Below are 13807 nucleotides of genomic sequence, written 5' to 3'. Positions count from 1 at the left end.
TATCCGTTCGTATAACATTTAAAAAAACCTGTATTTTTCCGTATATTCCGTATGTTAATGCGCTATTTTGAATTCTTGGCTTCAGATAAGCGAAGCGCGGTAATTATAGACTCGGAGCTTACCCAGGGCGTTTTTTGAGCAAGATATCCAAGTATGTAGAGGCCAATTTTAACGCAATCCATTTGTGAGACGGGGACCATGTGCATGAAGGGTTTTAAGCCATCTTTATCGACTGGAACTATCCCTGCGGATAACAACAAACCGCCCCTCTCGTTTGGGGTAACGCTTATATTTTTGTATACGACGTGGCCATGATGTGAGGTTTTCCTCTTATCAATCTTTAAAGTATGCATGATTCTAAGAAATACAGATGCCATCTGCATAACTTCATTCGTCGACAATTTTAGAAGTACAGAACGGTTTGAGCCCCAGTCATAATCTTTTTTTGCGTTCCTTGGAGCGACGTGCAATGTAAGATAATAATTATCAATCTCATTTGAAAAAGGTGAAGGTTTTGATGAGCTAACATCTTCATTGTTCATCTCAATGACAAGGGCTGCATCCTGACCAAATGCTTTAACATTATGGTTTTTAAGAGCGAAGTCTGAAGTTGCCATATAAAAAGTCACTTTTGATAAAACCACATACCGCCTAATGATTCATCATCGGCAAGATGCTTGAAATTTGATAGTGTAAATCCTGTTTTGGTTTCAGAAATCACCAGGCTGTAAGATGCCGTATGTACAAGGCGAGAATTGTTTAGATCAAGATCATCACAAAAACCAGGGCTTTTGACGGGGTCAGCCTTTTCAACAAAAGTTACTTTTGAAGCGATGCCGTTGATCACGATTTTCTCGTTATCAGCAATTTTAATGTTTAAAGAAGGCGAGCTTTTATCACATGGCAGGAAGAGTGATGTCTTTTTAAATGTGTTTCCAGTGAAGTCCAAAAGGTCAGGTTTAACCGGAACATTGTTTAGGATTTTATAAACTCCAGCAAATGCACATAACACAACAAAACCAGATAAAACATATCTAATCTTAGACTTCATCCCCCAGTTCCTCTCCTAAAAGTTTTAACGCGCTTACGCACATAAGCCTCAACTGATACAGTAAGTTATCAGCGGTTATTCCACCAACGAAGGTAACTGTACGTCGTATTGATGCTCCGCCAGGCTCGCACTGGATATGGCCAATACCAGAATCACGGAGGAAGTCATTTTCTGCACTTACAAGGTCTGACTCTACAGGTGGAATGATAACTTCAATGAGTATTGTATCAACTGGGGCCCACTCCCAATCGAACTTAAGAGAGGAAATTGGGGATATAGAAACAAGAAGCTCATCAATATTAAAAATTACGGGTTTTATTCCCATAACCTCAGACTGAATGAAGTGGCTTTCTACCATAACTACCGGAAACTCTGAAATAGTCAGAACTCCGATTAACTGGTCTCGGCGTAAACCATGTATTAGTGAGTTGCGAGATAGCATTCGATCAGCCTTTATTATAATAATCAATCATTTGGGACAAGGACAAAAGGGATTACAGAAACGAAGATTCTACATGAACATCGTTGTCAGTGACCTTAGGTCCATCGGGTATAAGGGTATCAAAAAATCCTTACATAACCATTAAACCACAAAGACTTTTTACGTAAAATAATAATTAAGTACCAGATTTATTAAGATAATTCTTAGGTTTTTTACAAATTTAGGAAAAATCCGCACTTCCTGTAACAGCATCCAAATTAACCTAAAATACCGTTTCATTAACAGTAATTTTACAGATTCAGCTGAAGCCTGAGTTTATTATAACAAAAAAAAGGCCAGCAAGTATGCTGGCTTTCCTGGTAAGACAAGTTGAACTCAGAAGTCGATTGTACTGTCTCTCACCTATCTTGCGGCTTTGTTGAATAAATCGAACTTTTGCTGAGTTGAAGGATCAGATCACGCATCTTCCCGACAACGCAGACCGTTCCGTGGCAAAGCAAAAGTTCAAAATCACCAACTGGCCCACCTACAATAAAGCCCTCATCAACCGTGGCTCCATAACTTTCTGGCTGGATGATGAAGCTATTCAGGCCTGGTATGAGTCAGCAACACCTTCTTCACGAGGCAGACCTCAGCGCTATTCTGACCTTGCCATCACGACTGTGCTGGTCATTAAACGCGTATTCAGGCTGACCCTGCGCGCTGCGCAGGGCTTTATTGATTCCATTTTTTCTCTGATGAACGTTCCGCTACGCTGCCCGGATTACAGCTGTGTCAGCAGGCGGGCAAAGTCGGTTAATGTCAGTTTCAAAACGCCCACCCGGGGTGAAATCGCACACCTGGTAATTGATTCCACCGGGCTGAAGGTCTTCGGTGAAGGCGAGTGGAAAGTCAAAAAGCATGGCCAGGAACGCCGTCGTATATGGCGAAAGTTGCATCTGGCAGTTGACAGCAACACACATGAAATCATCTGTGCAGACCTGTCGCTGAACAACGTTACGGACTCAGAGGCCTTCCCCGGGTTAATCCGGCAAACCCACCGGAAAATCAGGTCAGCCGCCGCCGATGGCGCTTACGATACCCGGCTATGTCACGATGAACTGCGGCGTAAGAAAATCAGCGCGCTTATCCCTCCCCGAAAAGGTGCGGGTTACTGGCCCGGTGAATATGCAGACCGTAACCGTGCAGTGGCTAATCAGCGAATGACCGGGAGTAATGCGCGGTGGAAATGGACAACAGATTACAATCGTCGCTCGATAGCGGAAACGGCGATGTACCGGGTAAAACAGCTGTTCGGGGGTTCACTGACGCTGCGTGACTACGATGGTCAGGTTGCGGAGGCTATGGCCCTGGTACGAGCGCTGAACAAAATGACGAAAGCAGGTATGCCTGAAAGCGTGCGTATTGCCTGAAAACACAACCCGCTACGGGGGAGACTTACCCGAAATCTGATTTATTCAACAAAGCCCTATCTTGCCAAAGTCGCTAGTCGCTTGTTTGCCTTAGCTTTAGATTTTATGCTTATGGAGGCGGTTTGATTTTCATCCGATACTTTTTCTAGCACTGGCACCACAGAGGAAATGGACTTTTCTTTTGAAATTTTGGATGCACCTGAAGAAAGTGGGCTTTCAGATGGTATAGAGGTATCGCTTCCCTCATTTTCAATCTTCACACCAAAGCAGGCATGTTCCTTTTGTACAAGGAAGGTTTCTTTTACAGAAACAGAATCCTGCTTTGAATTATCTAATTGTAGAGGTGTTAAATACTCCTTAAACTTTTGATCTAAGACATTCTCTAGCAATACATTAATAGGAGGCTTAGGTTCAGTATCTATAGTATTTCCATCATTCAGAAACCTATTAAGATCTGCAAGTGTTAATCTTTCGTTTAAACCATTTATAAAATTTGCCAAGTCAGGAAATAAATTATTTAATACCAACCCGGTACTAATAGCCGACCTAATTAAATCCAGTTGGTCACCCCTATGACAAAGTTCTGTTTTTTTCAAGAAACTATAAACATAGGGTGCTTTTCTTTCGGATATCCAGAAAGACCGGATCTGAATCCGGTCGTTATCTGCCTTATTTGAGATAGGGTATTTAGCCATGTTCTAGCTCATTATTCTGAATAAATAGTATCAGCAATTGCCAAAGATAATGCGAACTGCGGATTGTCTACCATGATAACTTTAGCCGTTTCAAAATGTTTACGAATAGCTGTTTCGATGAGATATGAACCTCCCCCAACAAGGAAAACATTATGAGGCCTCTCTTCGACTTGTGTAACCGCTCTGATTACTTTACTTTGCAACTTCTGTACCGCAGAGTTTACCGCATCAAAAACACCGTCACGCTTGTCCTCTGCAACCTTCAAAGCTGATTTATCATGACGATTATCAACAAGATGATGAATGTAAGCATTACTCGTATTCAGTTTCTCAGATTCAAGATACCTGCTGATCTCATCGTAAACAATAGAACAACCAATACGGTCAAAACCTTTTACTTTCGAAATCTGTTCTAATTGCCCAGTAATACTTGCAACATCAAGAGTAGTACCACCAAGATCAATTACCAAACTTGATTCAAATGAAGCAATATCCTCAATTTCATCTGCCCGGGTCACAGCTGGTAAAGATTCAGGGAAAACAGTCACAGACAAAACGTTAAAAGAATAGCGTTTACCGTCAAGATAACGCTCTACTGGTTTCATCAGATTATCTTTTTTTCTCTGAATATTTTCAATATTCGTTTCCCCGGTGATGCTGCCAACTTACTGATTTAGTGTATGATGGTGTTTTTGAGGTGCTCCAGTGGCTTCTGTTTCTATCAGCTGTCCCTCCTGTTCAGCTACTGACGGGGTGGTGCGTAACGGCAAAAGCACTGCCGGACATCAGCGCTATCTCTGCTCTCACTGCCGTAAAACATGGCAACTGCAGTTCACTTACACCGCTTCTCAACCCGGTACGCACCAGAAAATCATTGATATGGCCATGAATGGCGTTGGATGCCGGGCAACCGCCCGCATTATGGGCGTTGGCCTCAACACGATTTTCCGCCATTTAAAAAACTCAGGCCGCAGTCGGTAACCTCGCGCATACAGCCGGGCAGTGACGTCATCGTCTGCGCGGAAATGGACGAACAGTGGGGATACGTCGGGGCTAAATCGCGCCAGCGCTGGCTGTTTTACGCGTATGACAGGCTCCGGAAGACGGTTGTTGCGCACGTATTCGGTGAACGCACGATGGCGACGCTGGGGCGTCTTATGAGCCTGCTGTCACCCTTTGACGTGGTGATATGGATGACGGATGGCTGGCCGCTGTATGAATCCCGCCTGAAGGGAAAGCTGCACGTAATCAGCAAGCGATATACGCAGCGAATTGAGCGGCATAACCTGAATCTGAGGCAGCACCTGGCACGGCTGGGACGGAAGTCGCTGTCGTTCTCAAAATCGGTGGAGCTGCATGACAAAGTCATCGGGCATTATCTGAACATAAAACACTATCAATAAGTTGGAGTCATTACCCGTTTCCCCTAAAGCAGTATAGAACTGGCTAAGTGGTAAAGTAACAAAGAGGTGAACATCCTGAGGAACTAAACCAGAAGCATGAAGTGCATGGTGAACATTTAACCGGCTAATTTCATCGTATTGGTGAGATACATCAGTCGATTCCAGTGAGTTACTAGATTCGCTGTGATGCGAAAACCTTTCCAGCCCATCAATAAGATAGTTAAAAGGATTGAGACCCTCATGGCGAACACGGAAATCTGGAACAAAACTATTTTGTGTAAGCAAGGGAACTAATTCGTTTCTTTCATTAAGACAAACCAGTTTTGCAGCTTTACTTCCATCATCGACAACGATTTTTAAAGCTTCAGTGATATCCTGCACTGATGGTGAAACAGGACTTTCAGATTTTAATAGTTCAGCCATAAAAACTCTCTTTTATTAATAGGACCATATTAGATATTAACTTTATACATTAATGGTGACCTATTATCAACATTAACACTATTAAAAAAATACGTAAGTCTATGTTATTTCAGCATCCTTCCATTTTAAATACCTTACCGTTAAATTTCCTGTATTCATGTATTAACCATGTTTATAAAGGAGCCAATTATAATCAGAAAGTTACTTTGCATCCTAAGTATGAACTGTTTGAGAGCCAGGACTGGGGCCTTTACCTGTAAGTAACAAAGGTCCTTAGGCTTAGAATCCAAAATGACGCCTTTTTGTAAAAAAATCATAGTTCGAAATACCGTATCATCGATGTAAACATACGTAGAGGAATTTATGGCAGCTGAGCACGTCCAAACTATAGACCTTACAAACTTCTCCGGAAGGATTTTCTTTCTGGCAGATCCTCATGGACATTACTCTGCGCTGTGCAACTTGATCCAATCAGTTACAAAGCCAGAAGAAGAGATAGTAATTTTCTCTACTGGAAATTTGTTTGACTATGGGCCGGAACCCATAGAATTGATGAAGGCGATAAACAGTGGCTTTTTCGATGGACGTTTTGTGAGGCATTTCTCAGCTGCCGGAGCCGGAGAAGAAATGTTAAAAAAATTGTTACCATTAAACAAAGACCGGAGAACATTTTACCCCAGCACATACCTCAATGAGAGATGGTGTGTAATGGGCGGAAAGTGGCATAAAGCTGTGAATCGTTACTATTTAGAGGAAGAGGTAAAAAAACTTCTTAATACCCAGCTTGGTACGATGATGCAGATTTTACTAAAAGGCGATATAAAAATTGGGGTTTGCCCTTCTGATTACGCCCCTATCCGCACATCATTCACTGATACTTATAATGCGCTTCAAGCATTCAACTATGCCAATGTGAATATTTTTCAGAGCCAGTTTCTATTCGGTATGGACCATGCCGTAATACCAATGATGATAAATGACGTCAACCTTATGGTCCTAGGTAGGAATCCTGTAAACAGCATTCGAAAAGCCCATGGTCGTACTCAAAACAATCTTCCAGTACTGATCGGTAATTGTTTGCATATAAATACTGGATCACTCTATATGTCAAAATTAGAAGACCAGGTAATAGTTGCTCCGGGTATACCGCAAACTGACTCACCAGCACTTACATTAGTAGAAATAATCATGAAGAACAATCCAGTTTTATTGTGTCATCAGCTAATACAAACAACAAACAAGTTTTATTCACTTAAAACCTATCCTTTAGAACTCGATTCGATTGAAAACAACATTGAGGTAACAAGATGAAGATAAATTGGAAGATTATCTCAATTTCAACATTACTTTTGCATCTTCACGCAGCAGCTGCACCACATCAAGAGAAAGAGCATAGAAAAGATGCTTTTTCTTCTGCCGCACAGAAAAGTGATTCACTTATATCTGCTAAAGCGGAGCTTATAAACGGAAGGTGGTTTATAAATGGTAAATATAGGCCTGTTCTAAAGACCAGCATGACCAAAACCAATTTCTTAGAAATCATGAATGTTTCAAATAAAGAATCACTTTTTATTGTGATACCAAAACTTGAGTATAATATCATTGCCAAAAATAAAATCTTACTAAATGAAAAAATTGCATTAAGCGAAGGCACATCCGGAAAAAGCATTGTTTGGGTCGAGCCAAAATCAAGTCTAACTATATCGTTTATAAATGACCTTGCTAATACGCCCCTTCAGGCTATCGTTTCGATCACAAGAAACAACAAAGATATAATTGCCATCTTTGGACCGGATCAGGGTAAAGGGTTTACTCTTCCCGGAAATACGTCTAATGATCAAGTGTCCGTTCCTGACTATTCTGACCTAAATATAAAAAAACTTAACATACCTCAAAGTGTTGGTAATCCAGTAACCATCAATCCTAAAGAGAAGAATTACCTCTTAGTTGGACAAGGAAAATATGAAATCTTATCTCTTCCTAAATATCAACATTTAGTATTTTCTGAACCCGTTTATATTGAGAAAAGAAAAAATATCCTCGGTGGTTATGGTTATTGGACGAAAGAAACAATTCTCTACCCCGGTGAATCATTATCTTTTATAACGAGCGCCAAAAACAATCTAAGGAAGCGGGATGATTAAAGTTATCACACTTTTATTGTTTGCATTACTGACTGGTTGTCAGTCAGTAGAAAGTAAAATCGAAGAACTCCCGACAGTTGGTTTTGACCCTATTCTATACAATAAAAGTGAGGCCTTTACTGACGGAAAAGTTACTTTACGTGTCGAAAGTTCAGGAACTGATGTTTGGCTTGTCGCCAAGAATGGAACCAGAAGTTTTATTGAGCTTTCAGGCCTAACGCTAGGTGGTAGTCGTTGTGCTTACAATGCCCGTAGTAAGCAACTTTTGCCCCCAGGCAGCGTAAGCACATTCGTAGTTCCTACGGTTGGAATGCTTGGACTTTGCTTCAACAATGAAGATCAACTTATGTTTATTAACCGTGCTTTTAGCAGAATCTCTCCCAAAGCAAAAGGAAAAGATTCGCTTTCGCTTTTATTTTCTGTTAGTTACGATTTTCCCGGAAAAGCGGACCTAATTACTAACCACGATTTTCAAGAGTTATATCTTTTATTTTTGAATGAGGATAATCTATGAAACAAACATTAATTGTTATTTTAATATGTTTTTGTCACACGGCTTTAGCATATCCATACCGTATCTATACTGTCCCGGAAGGGGCATTAGTAAAAAACATACTAACTAATGAATATCTAGGAAAAACCCCTGTGGTTGTGGACGTGAGCAATACCGAAGCTGGTTCTACTTTTGGGATTTCATTATTTAGACATGAAAATGTTGCTATAAAGATTTTTACAGTAATGCCTTCAGCAGAAAATAATTTTGCTGTTTCTGGACCTGACGTTGCAACTATGTCATTGCCGGGAAAAGCACCTTTAAACGTAGTAAATGATGGGAATGGCGCTTCTGTTCATATAGAACTAAGACCTTATATGTCTGAACCTGCGCACACCCCATATTAATATAACAAGAAATTAAAAATATAAATCATATGAACTGCATCATAAAGATGCAGTTCAATATTTATTCTGATACTTTTAATTTTTCTTTTATGAACTCCTCTAGTTCCTTAATAAAACCCGCATTTATCCTATTGAATTCAAAGCGAATTTTTCTACCAGTATTGTTTTTACTGATTCTTGCATACTTATCTTTGTTATCAAAAGTAATAAGATCACTTGTTTCCCATTTTGTGGAATAAGTTTTTTCACAAACACTTTCCACAGATTGTGTGATTTTTTCCATTACAACTTTTTGAGCAACCTGGAGATCTCCAATGTCTAAATCTTTTGTTTCCTCTTTAACATTATCTATTACTTCATCTAAAGGAAATAGATTTTTTTGCACATATTTCTGTAAACGAGACAAGCGACTATAATAGGAGTTCGGGATTCCTTCATAATCCGGGAATAAAGAGATCAATGTTTCGTCAATACGGGCCGCCTGGATTCTTTTGGCTACCGATACATGACTAATCCCAAGATATGCTGCGAGTTCTTCATTAGTAGAAAATCCTTTTTCTTCCATTTTTTTGATAAATTGAAACCCAACTTCTCTATATGAAAATTTTCGAGATGTTTGTGCTGCGGATATAATTGAATTTATATCATCTTCGGTTAGTTCATCCGGAAGAACCCACAGGGGGAGATCCTTTTCTGCCTTTATACAGCAGAAACGTCTGCGACTTCCTTCTATTAATAAATAAACCCCATCTCTTTTTACAGCGATCCCTTCGGTATCGACCCCTCTTTCTTCAATCTGCTTAAGAATATCTCTAACAGAATAATCTGTAAGGGCTTCTTGATTTCGTGGGTTCGCTGGATGGACTAAGGTCTCCTTCTCCACTCTCTGGGCTGGAACAATCACATGTTCCGCTTCAAGTCTCCGGCCCTTATGAAGAGTGAATAACTTTTTTATGCGAGGTGCTGTTTTCAAACCCGCAAGACCTGAACGGTGACCGACTTCTGTCCGCTTTGGTGCGTTTAAATATCGAGATTTATCATTCCCGATATGTTGCTCATCGCTCATGCGTTAACTCCTTGCTTAGCTGAAAAACTTTTTATTTCATTTATAAATTGCTGATATACCTGTAATACAGATTCTTCTGCGACATCAAGCTGCTTTGCGGAACAAAGTTCCTCTGATTTTTTGATATCAAGCACTGTACGCCCTTTGGAAGCAGCTGCCTTAAATGCTTCAGAATTTTTTATGTTAGCGGACATCAAAAGGTCCTGAACAGTTCTGATTAATTTATCCAAAACTATTCTTTCATATGGACTTTTGTCATCTACATTGACAGCAAGAACTTTGAACCATTTTAAATTGTCGCCCTTACTTGGTGATTGTTTAAACCTTTCACTTATTGTAAGCATGAAGTCTGTAGTAGAGGCGTAATCATATTCACGTGGTGACACTGCGACAAGAATCCCATCGGCCGCTTCGTCAGCAGCCCAGATCAAAGGTGAATCTTCAGGTGGAGTGTCTATAATAATCAAATCATAGTTCTGCTTCAGTACCGGTAAGATAACTTCCTTGAAACGTAGTAACAAAGACGTACGTTCTTCTCTAGAACATTGCCAGTATTTATCTTTAAAACGAGCATCTGTCGGAAAAGCCGTTATTACGTCCAAGTTTGGCAGATGCGTTGAAAAAGGCATATTAGTGATGATTTCTTCTTCAGAGAATCCTGAATCTAAATATTTTTTATACTCAGAATTTTCTTCATAAATTCCAAGGATTGCATCAATTGCTGTAAGGAAGACATCATCTTCTGAGACACTTTGAATCATGCTGCTTCCAATCGAACCTTGTGGGTCCCATTCGATCATTAATACACGTGCATTGAGTTGTAGATCTAAAGCAGCTGCTACTGCTAAAGCTACAGATGTAGTGCTTTTCCCTGTACCGCCTTTATGATTCTGAGTAACAATAGCTCTGCTAAAGTAATGATCGCGGTACTTGGGATAACCCAGGGCATCCATTATTTTTTGAACATCCCAGCGGGTGTAAAGATGATTTTTGTTTTGATAAATAGGTGCACCAACAAGTTCTTTTTCTTCTAAGTCCGAAAGTATTTTATTGAACGTTACTCGTGACTTCCCAAAAAAATCAGAGAGATTTTTTTTATTCAAACAGTGGTTATAGATCAGTCTATCAACACCATCAACACTATCATCAGAAACAGATACTCTTGATGAAGCCATCAGAGATTCCTTTAGAGAAATCTGCTCGCTTTTCATGCGCTGACCAACGAGGGCGATCTTTTCAAGTAAATTCATGGTTATGACCTTTTTGCACTGAAAACCGACTTTTACGCATATATGTAAACTTTACGTATAATGCGTCCATTTCCTTGTTATGCGTACAATTCTATCCTTAGTTTCAATCTTAAGCTAATGTTTGTTTACTTTTTTATGATTTTTTGTGAGCTTAACTTGCAGATGTGAGCTCAGACTCTCTAGTCCATACCTAATGCACAACCTGTTTAAACCACGATTCTTGTCTCCTTCTCTACGCTTTGAAGTTAAGAGCTCCATTAATGAATCTTCACGCCTACCCTATTTCTTGCTTAGACCCTAAAATCTATCTCACCGGTGTGCTGATATACGTTTCCTAACTGTGAACCGTTGTCGTCAGTCCAGTCTAAAGATATGAGGTGTTAATCTCTTGAGGAGGCACACTACGAATTATGGGAGCAGAGTTAGCAACCTCACCCCGAAATGAAACCCAACTTAAGGAGGCAACCCCAGTGTGGAGATTAAGGGGGTTAAATCTGCCAGCGGCTGACAGTGTCCCAGCTGCTGCTCAGTCACACCACGCCCTGATTTAATCCCCTGCCCGGTATTGTAATGACCGAAAAAAACCCGTGCACTGGTGTCGGCAGACCGGCATGCATGAATATGACGTTAATCTGTATCAGCAGGCACTTTTCGCATAATGGGAGCAAGTGATAGCAACGCCGCCCAGAACGGAATGCCAACATCAGGACTGAACCCAAGTTTGGCGATTAAGGGGGTTAAATTTGCAAGCGGATGACAGTGCCCCCAGCTGCTGCTCAGTCACACCACGCTTGATTAAATCTCTCGCCAGGTCTTGTTTTGACCGAAAATAGCCCAAGCACTGATGTCGGCAGACTGGCATATAGGAATATGACGTTAATCTGTATCAGCAGGTACATTTCGCATTATGTGAGCAAGTGATAGCAACCCAGCCCGGAACTGAAGGCCAGCATGAGGACAGAACCCCAGTTTGGCGATTAAGGGGGTTAAATCTCACAGCGGCTGACAGTGCCTTCAGATGCTGCTCAGGCATACTACTCTCCCTGATATAATCTCCCATATGTTCTTGAGATCGTCGGAAATCGCCCATGCACCGGTGTCGGCAGACCGGTATGCAGTAATGTGAATTTAATCTGCATCATCAAGCACATTTCGTATTATGGAAGTAAGTGTTAGTAAACCAAAGCCCGCCCAGAACGGAAGGTCAACATCAGAACAGAATCCCAGTTTGGCGATTAAGGGTGTTAAATCTGCAAGCTGCTGACAGTGCCCCAGTTGCTGCTCAGTCACACCACGCCCTGATAGAATCTCCTGCCCGGAAATGTGATGACCGAAAAAAGCCCGTGCACTGGTGTCGGCAGACCGGCACGCAGGAATATGACGTTAATCTGTATCAGGAGGCACATTTCGCATTATGGGAGCAAGCGATAGCAACCCAAGCCCAGAACTGAAGGCCAGCATCAGGACAGAACCCCAGTATGGCGATTAAGGGGGTTAAATCCGCCAGTGGCAATAAGATCCCGAGCGGTGTTTAAGAAATATTTCCCGAAGGACAATCTTCCGCTCGTACGATGAATATAGTGTTCAACCCGGGAGAGGGATCACTTAACCTGCTTAGCCTAAATCTTACGTCATTCTCTAAACGGAGTTTAAGCTTAATGGTCCTGAGAAAGTTAAAAGGACTACCCATAATGACGGTTTGAGATGGCGAATAAGGGTTTTTTCTGCCAGCGGCTGACATTGCCCCAGCTTCTGCTCAGTCACACCACGCCTGATTAAATCTTCCGCCAGGTCTTGTTATGACCGAAAATTGTCCGTGCACTAGAGTCGTAAGACCTGCATACAGGAATGAGGCGTAAATCTTTATCAGGTGGCAAGGTTCGCATCATGGGAGCAAGGGTCTTGAACTGGAGGTTAACATCATAAAATCCCAGATTGGCGATTAAGGGTGTTAAATCTGACAGCGACTGAAAGTGCCTTCAGATGCTGCTCAGGTATATTACACCCTGAAAAAATCAAGCATCTGTGCTTGCGAATATCGGAAAAGGCCATGCACCGGTGTCGGCAGACCGGCATGGGCAATGAGACGTTAATCTGTATCAGCTGGCGCATTTCGTATCATGGGAACAAGTGTTAGCAACCCTCTCCAGGACGGAAGGACACTATCAGGACTGATCCCAGTTTGGCGATTAAGGGGGTTAAATCTGCCAGCGGCTGACAGTGCCTTCTGATGCTGCTCAGACATACTATGCACAGATATAATCACCCGTCCGTCCTTGTGATTATCGGAAAAGGCCATGCACCGGAGTCGGCAGACCGGTATGCAGTGATGTGACTTTAATCTTTATCAGCAGGCGCATTTCGTATTAAGGGAGCAAGTGTTAGCAACCCTGCCCAGGACGGAAGGACACTATCAGGACTGAACGCCAGTTTGGCGATTAAGGGGGTTAAATCTGCCAGTGGCTGACAGTGCCTTCTGATGCTGCTCAGACATACTATGCACAGATATAATCACCCGTCCGTCCTTGTGATTATCGGAAAAGGCCATGCACCGGAGTCGGCAAACCGGTATGCAGTGATGTGACTTTAATCTTTATCAGCAGGCGCATTTCGTATTAAGGGAGCCAGTGTTAGCAACCCTGCCCAGGACGGAAGGACACTATCAGGACTGAACGCCAGTTTGGCGATTAAGGGGGTTAAATCTGCAAGCGGATGACAGTGCCCCAGCTGCTGCTCAGTCACACCACGTCCTGATAAAATCTCCTGCCCGGTAATGTGATGACCGAAAAAAGCCCGTGCACTGGTGTCGGCAGACCGGCACGCAGGAATATGACGTTAATCTGTATCAGCAGGTACATCTCGCATTAGGGAGCAAGTGATAGCAACCCCGCCCAGAACTGAAGGCCAGCATGAGGACAGAACCCCAGTTTGGCGATTAAGGGGGTTAAATCCGGCAGCGTGAGTAAGTGCCCGTGCTGTGTTAAAGAAATATTCCCTAAGGACAATCTTCCGCTCGGCCTT

The 13807-nt window shown here is 41.9% G+C and carries 15 protein-coding genes; 6 read left to right on the top strand and 9 right to left on the bottom strand.

Annotated elements, in window-relative coordinates; translation table 11 throughout:
• Nucleotides 1-62: 62 nt before the first annotated feature.
• Genes ACQG1Y_RS23755 through hdtA form a run of 3 tightly spaced genes read right to left on the bottom strand, consistent with a single transcriptional unit; the run spans nt 63 to nt 1493 of the window.
• Nucleotides 63-617, bottom strand: coding sequence for a plasmid transfer protein (locus ACQG1Y_RS23755; protein ID WP_000235773.1), 555 nt, complete (start codon nt 615-617; stop codon nt 63-65).
• Nucleotides 618-625: 8 nt separating this feature from the next.
• Nucleotides 626-1051: a hypothetical protein gene (locus tag ACQG1Y_RS23750; RefSeq protein WP_000836981.1), complete on the bottom strand. Its 426-nt coding sequence runs from the start codon at nt 1049-1051 to the stop codon at nt 626-628.
• On the bottom strand, nt 1041-1493 hold the full coding sequence (hdtA, locus tag ACQG1Y_RS23745) for a H transfer determinant A (RefSeq protein WP_000952689.1): 453 nt from the start codon (nt 1491-1493) through the stop codon (nt 1041-1043). Before hdtA ends, ACQG1Y_RS23750 begins: the two co-directional genes overlap by 11 nt.
• Before the next feature lie 443 nt (nt 1494-1936).
• Here hdtA and ACQG1Y_RS23740 point away from each other — a divergent pair, with 443 nt between their 5' ends.
• Nucleotides 1937-2905 carry an IS5-like element IS903B family transposase gene (locus ACQG1Y_RS23740; RefSeq protein WP_072201439.1) on the top strand — a complete coding sequence of 323 codons (969 nt, stop codon included), beginning with the start codon at nt 1937-1939 and terminating at the stop codon, nt 2903-2905.
• A 56-nt stretch (nt 2906-2961) separates the two neighbouring features.
• On the opposite strand, the gene ACQG1Y_RS23735 is transcribed toward ACQG1Y_RS23740, so the two are convergent.
• Both ACQG1Y_RS23735 and parM (ACQG1Y_RS23730) read right to left on the bottom strand, forming a co-directional pair.
• Nucleotides 2962-3600: a hypothetical protein gene (locus ACQG1Y_RS23735; RefSeq protein WP_012695436.1), complete on the bottom strand. Its 639-nt coding sequence runs from the start codon at nt 3598-3600 to the stop codon at nt 2962-2964.
• 11 nt (nt 3601-3611) lie between these two features.
• Nucleotides 3612-4238: a plasmid segregation protein ParM domain-containing protein gene (parM, locus tag ACQG1Y_RS23730; protein WP_074156499.1), complete on the bottom strand. Its 627-nt coding sequence runs from the start codon at nt 4236-4238 to the stop codon at nt 3612-3614.
• A gap of 67 nt (nt 4239-4305) precedes the next feature.
• Here parM (ACQG1Y_RS23730) and ACQG1Y_RS23725 point away from each other — a divergent pair.
• Nucleotides 4306-5003, top strand: a protein-coding gene (locus tag ACQG1Y_RS23725) for an IS1-like element IS1B family transposase (protein WP_095033700.1) whose coding sequence is annotated in 2 segments (ribosomal slippage) — nt 4306-4555 and nt 4555-5003 — 699 coding nt in all. Because the reading frame shifts where the segments join, the coding sequence is not laid out codon by codon here.
• Here the strand turns inward: ACQG1Y_RS23725 and parM (ACQG1Y_RS23720) are convergent.
• Nucleotides 4938-5426 (bottom strand): plasmid segregation protein ParM domain-containing protein, encoded by a 489-nt coding sequence (gene parM, locus ACQG1Y_RS23720; protein ID WP_238788065.1) that lies wholly within the window; start codon nt 5424-5426, stop codon nt 4938-4940. The genes ACQG1Y_RS23725 and parM (ACQG1Y_RS23720) overlap by 66 nt on opposite strands.
• 363 nt (nt 5427-5789) lie before the next feature.
• On the opposite strand from parM (ACQG1Y_RS23720), the gene ACQG1Y_RS23715 reads away from it, so the two are divergent.
• Genes ACQG1Y_RS23715 through ACQG1Y_RS23700 form a run of 4 tightly spaced genes read left to right on the top strand, consistent with a single transcriptional unit; the run spans nt 5790 to nt 8470 of the window.
• Nucleotides 5790-6737, top strand: a complete 948-nt coding sequence (locus ACQG1Y_RS23715; protein WP_000718595.1) for a metallophosphoesterase — start codon at nt 5790-5792, stop codon at nt 6735-6737.
• Nucleotides 6734-7570: a hypothetical protein gene (locus ACQG1Y_RS23710; protein ID WP_000700976.1), complete on the top strand. Its 837-nt coding sequence runs from the start codon at nt 6734-6736 to the stop codon at nt 7568-7570. The genes ACQG1Y_RS23715 and ACQG1Y_RS23710 overlap by 4 nt, the downstream gene beginning before the upstream one ends.
• The gene (locus ACQG1Y_RS23705) at nt 7563-8084 is read left to right on the top strand and encodes a hypothetical protein (RefSeq protein ID WP_000598517.1); all 522 of its coding nucleotides are present in this window, start codon (nt 7563-7565) and stop codon (nt 8082-8084) included. The genes ACQG1Y_RS23710 and ACQG1Y_RS23705 overlap by 8 nt, the downstream gene beginning before the upstream one ends.
• A complete protein-coding gene (locus tag ACQG1Y_RS23700; RefSeq protein WP_000815011.1) occupies nt 8081-8470 on the top strand; it encodes a hypothetical protein in 390 nt (129 codons plus the stop codon). The genes ACQG1Y_RS23705 and ACQG1Y_RS23700 overlap by 4 nt, the downstream gene beginning before the upstream one ends.
• A gap of 61 nt (nt 8471-8531) precedes the next feature.
• Here the strand turns inward: ACQG1Y_RS23700 and ACQG1Y_RS23695 are convergent, their stop codons facing one another.
• From ACQG1Y_RS23695 to ACQG1Y_RS23685, 3 genes are all read right to left on the bottom strand, one after another.
• On the bottom strand, nt 8532-9536 hold the full coding sequence (locus ACQG1Y_RS23695) for a ParB family protein (protein ID WP_001278838.1): 1005 nt from the start codon (nt 9534-9536) through the stop codon (nt 8532-8534).
• A complete protein-coding gene (locus ACQG1Y_RS23690) occupies nt 9533-10786 on the bottom strand; it encodes a ParA family protein (RefSeq protein ID WP_001050364.1) in 1254 nt (417 codons plus the stop codon). Before ACQG1Y_RS23690 ends, ACQG1Y_RS23695 begins: the two co-directional genes overlap by 4 nt.
• A 1128-nt stretch (nt 10787-11914) precedes the next feature.
• Nucleotides 11915-12076, bottom strand: coding sequence for a hypothetical protein (locus ACQG1Y_RS23685; protein WP_001371949.1), 162 nt, complete (start codon nt 12074-12076; stop codon nt 11915-11917).
• Nucleotides 12077-13807: the final 1731 nt, after the last annotated feature.

This window comes from Enterobacter cloacae complex sp. 397G4 (assembly GCF_050031515.1).
Lineage (GTDB): Bacteria > Pseudomonadota > Gammaproteobacteria > Enterobacterales > Enterobacteriaceae > Enterobacter > Enterobacter hormaechei_C.
Note: the sequence above shows the minus strand (reverse complement) of the source record. Positions and strands in the feature narration are given on the sequence as shown.

Excerpts from the sequence above, each read along its gene's own strand:
- ACQG1Y_RS23755 (WP_000235773.1), bottom strand. The coding sequence starts at position 617 with ATGGCAACTTCAGACTTCGCTCTTAAAAACCATAATGTTAAAGCATTT.
- ACQG1Y_RS23750 (WP_000836981.1), bottom strand. The coding sequence starts at position 1,051 with ATGAAGTCTAAGATTAGATATGTTTTATCTGGTTTTGTTGTGTTATGT.
- hdtA (WP_000952689.1), bottom strand. The coding sequence starts at position 1,493 with ATGCTATCTCGCAACTCACTAATACATGGTTTACGCCGAGACCAGTTA.
- ACQG1Y_RS23735 (WP_012695436.1), bottom strand. The coding sequence starts at position 3,600 with ATGGCTAAATACCCTATCTCAAATAAGGCAGATAACGACCGGATTCAG.
- parM (WP_238788065.1), bottom strand. The coding sequence starts at position 5,426 with ATGGCTGAACTATTAAAATCTGAAAGTCCTGTTTCACCATCAGTGCAG.
- ACQG1Y_RS23715 (WP_000718595.1), top strand. The coding sequence starts at position 5,790 with ATGGCAGCTGAGCACGTCCAAACTATAGACCTTACAAACTTCTCCGGA.
- ACQG1Y_RS23710 (WP_000700976.1), top strand. The coding sequence starts at position 6,734 with ATGAAGATAAATTGGAAGATTATCTCAATTTCAACATTACTTTTGCAT.
- ACQG1Y_RS23705 (WP_000598517.1), top strand. The coding sequence starts at position 7,563 with ATGATTAAAGTTATCACACTTTTATTGTTTGCATTACTGACTGGTTGT.
- ACQG1Y_RS23700 (WP_000815011.1), top strand. The coding sequence starts at position 8,081 with ATGAAACAAACATTAATTGTTATTTTAATATGTTTTTGTCACACGGCT.
- ACQG1Y_RS23695 (WP_001278838.1), bottom strand. The coding sequence starts at position 9,536 with ATGAGCGATGAGCAACATATCGGGAATGATAAATCTCGATATTTAAAC.
- ACQG1Y_RS23690 (WP_001050364.1), bottom strand. The coding sequence starts at position 10,786 with ATGAATTTACTTGAAAAGATCGCCCTCGTTGGTCAGCGCATGAAAAGC.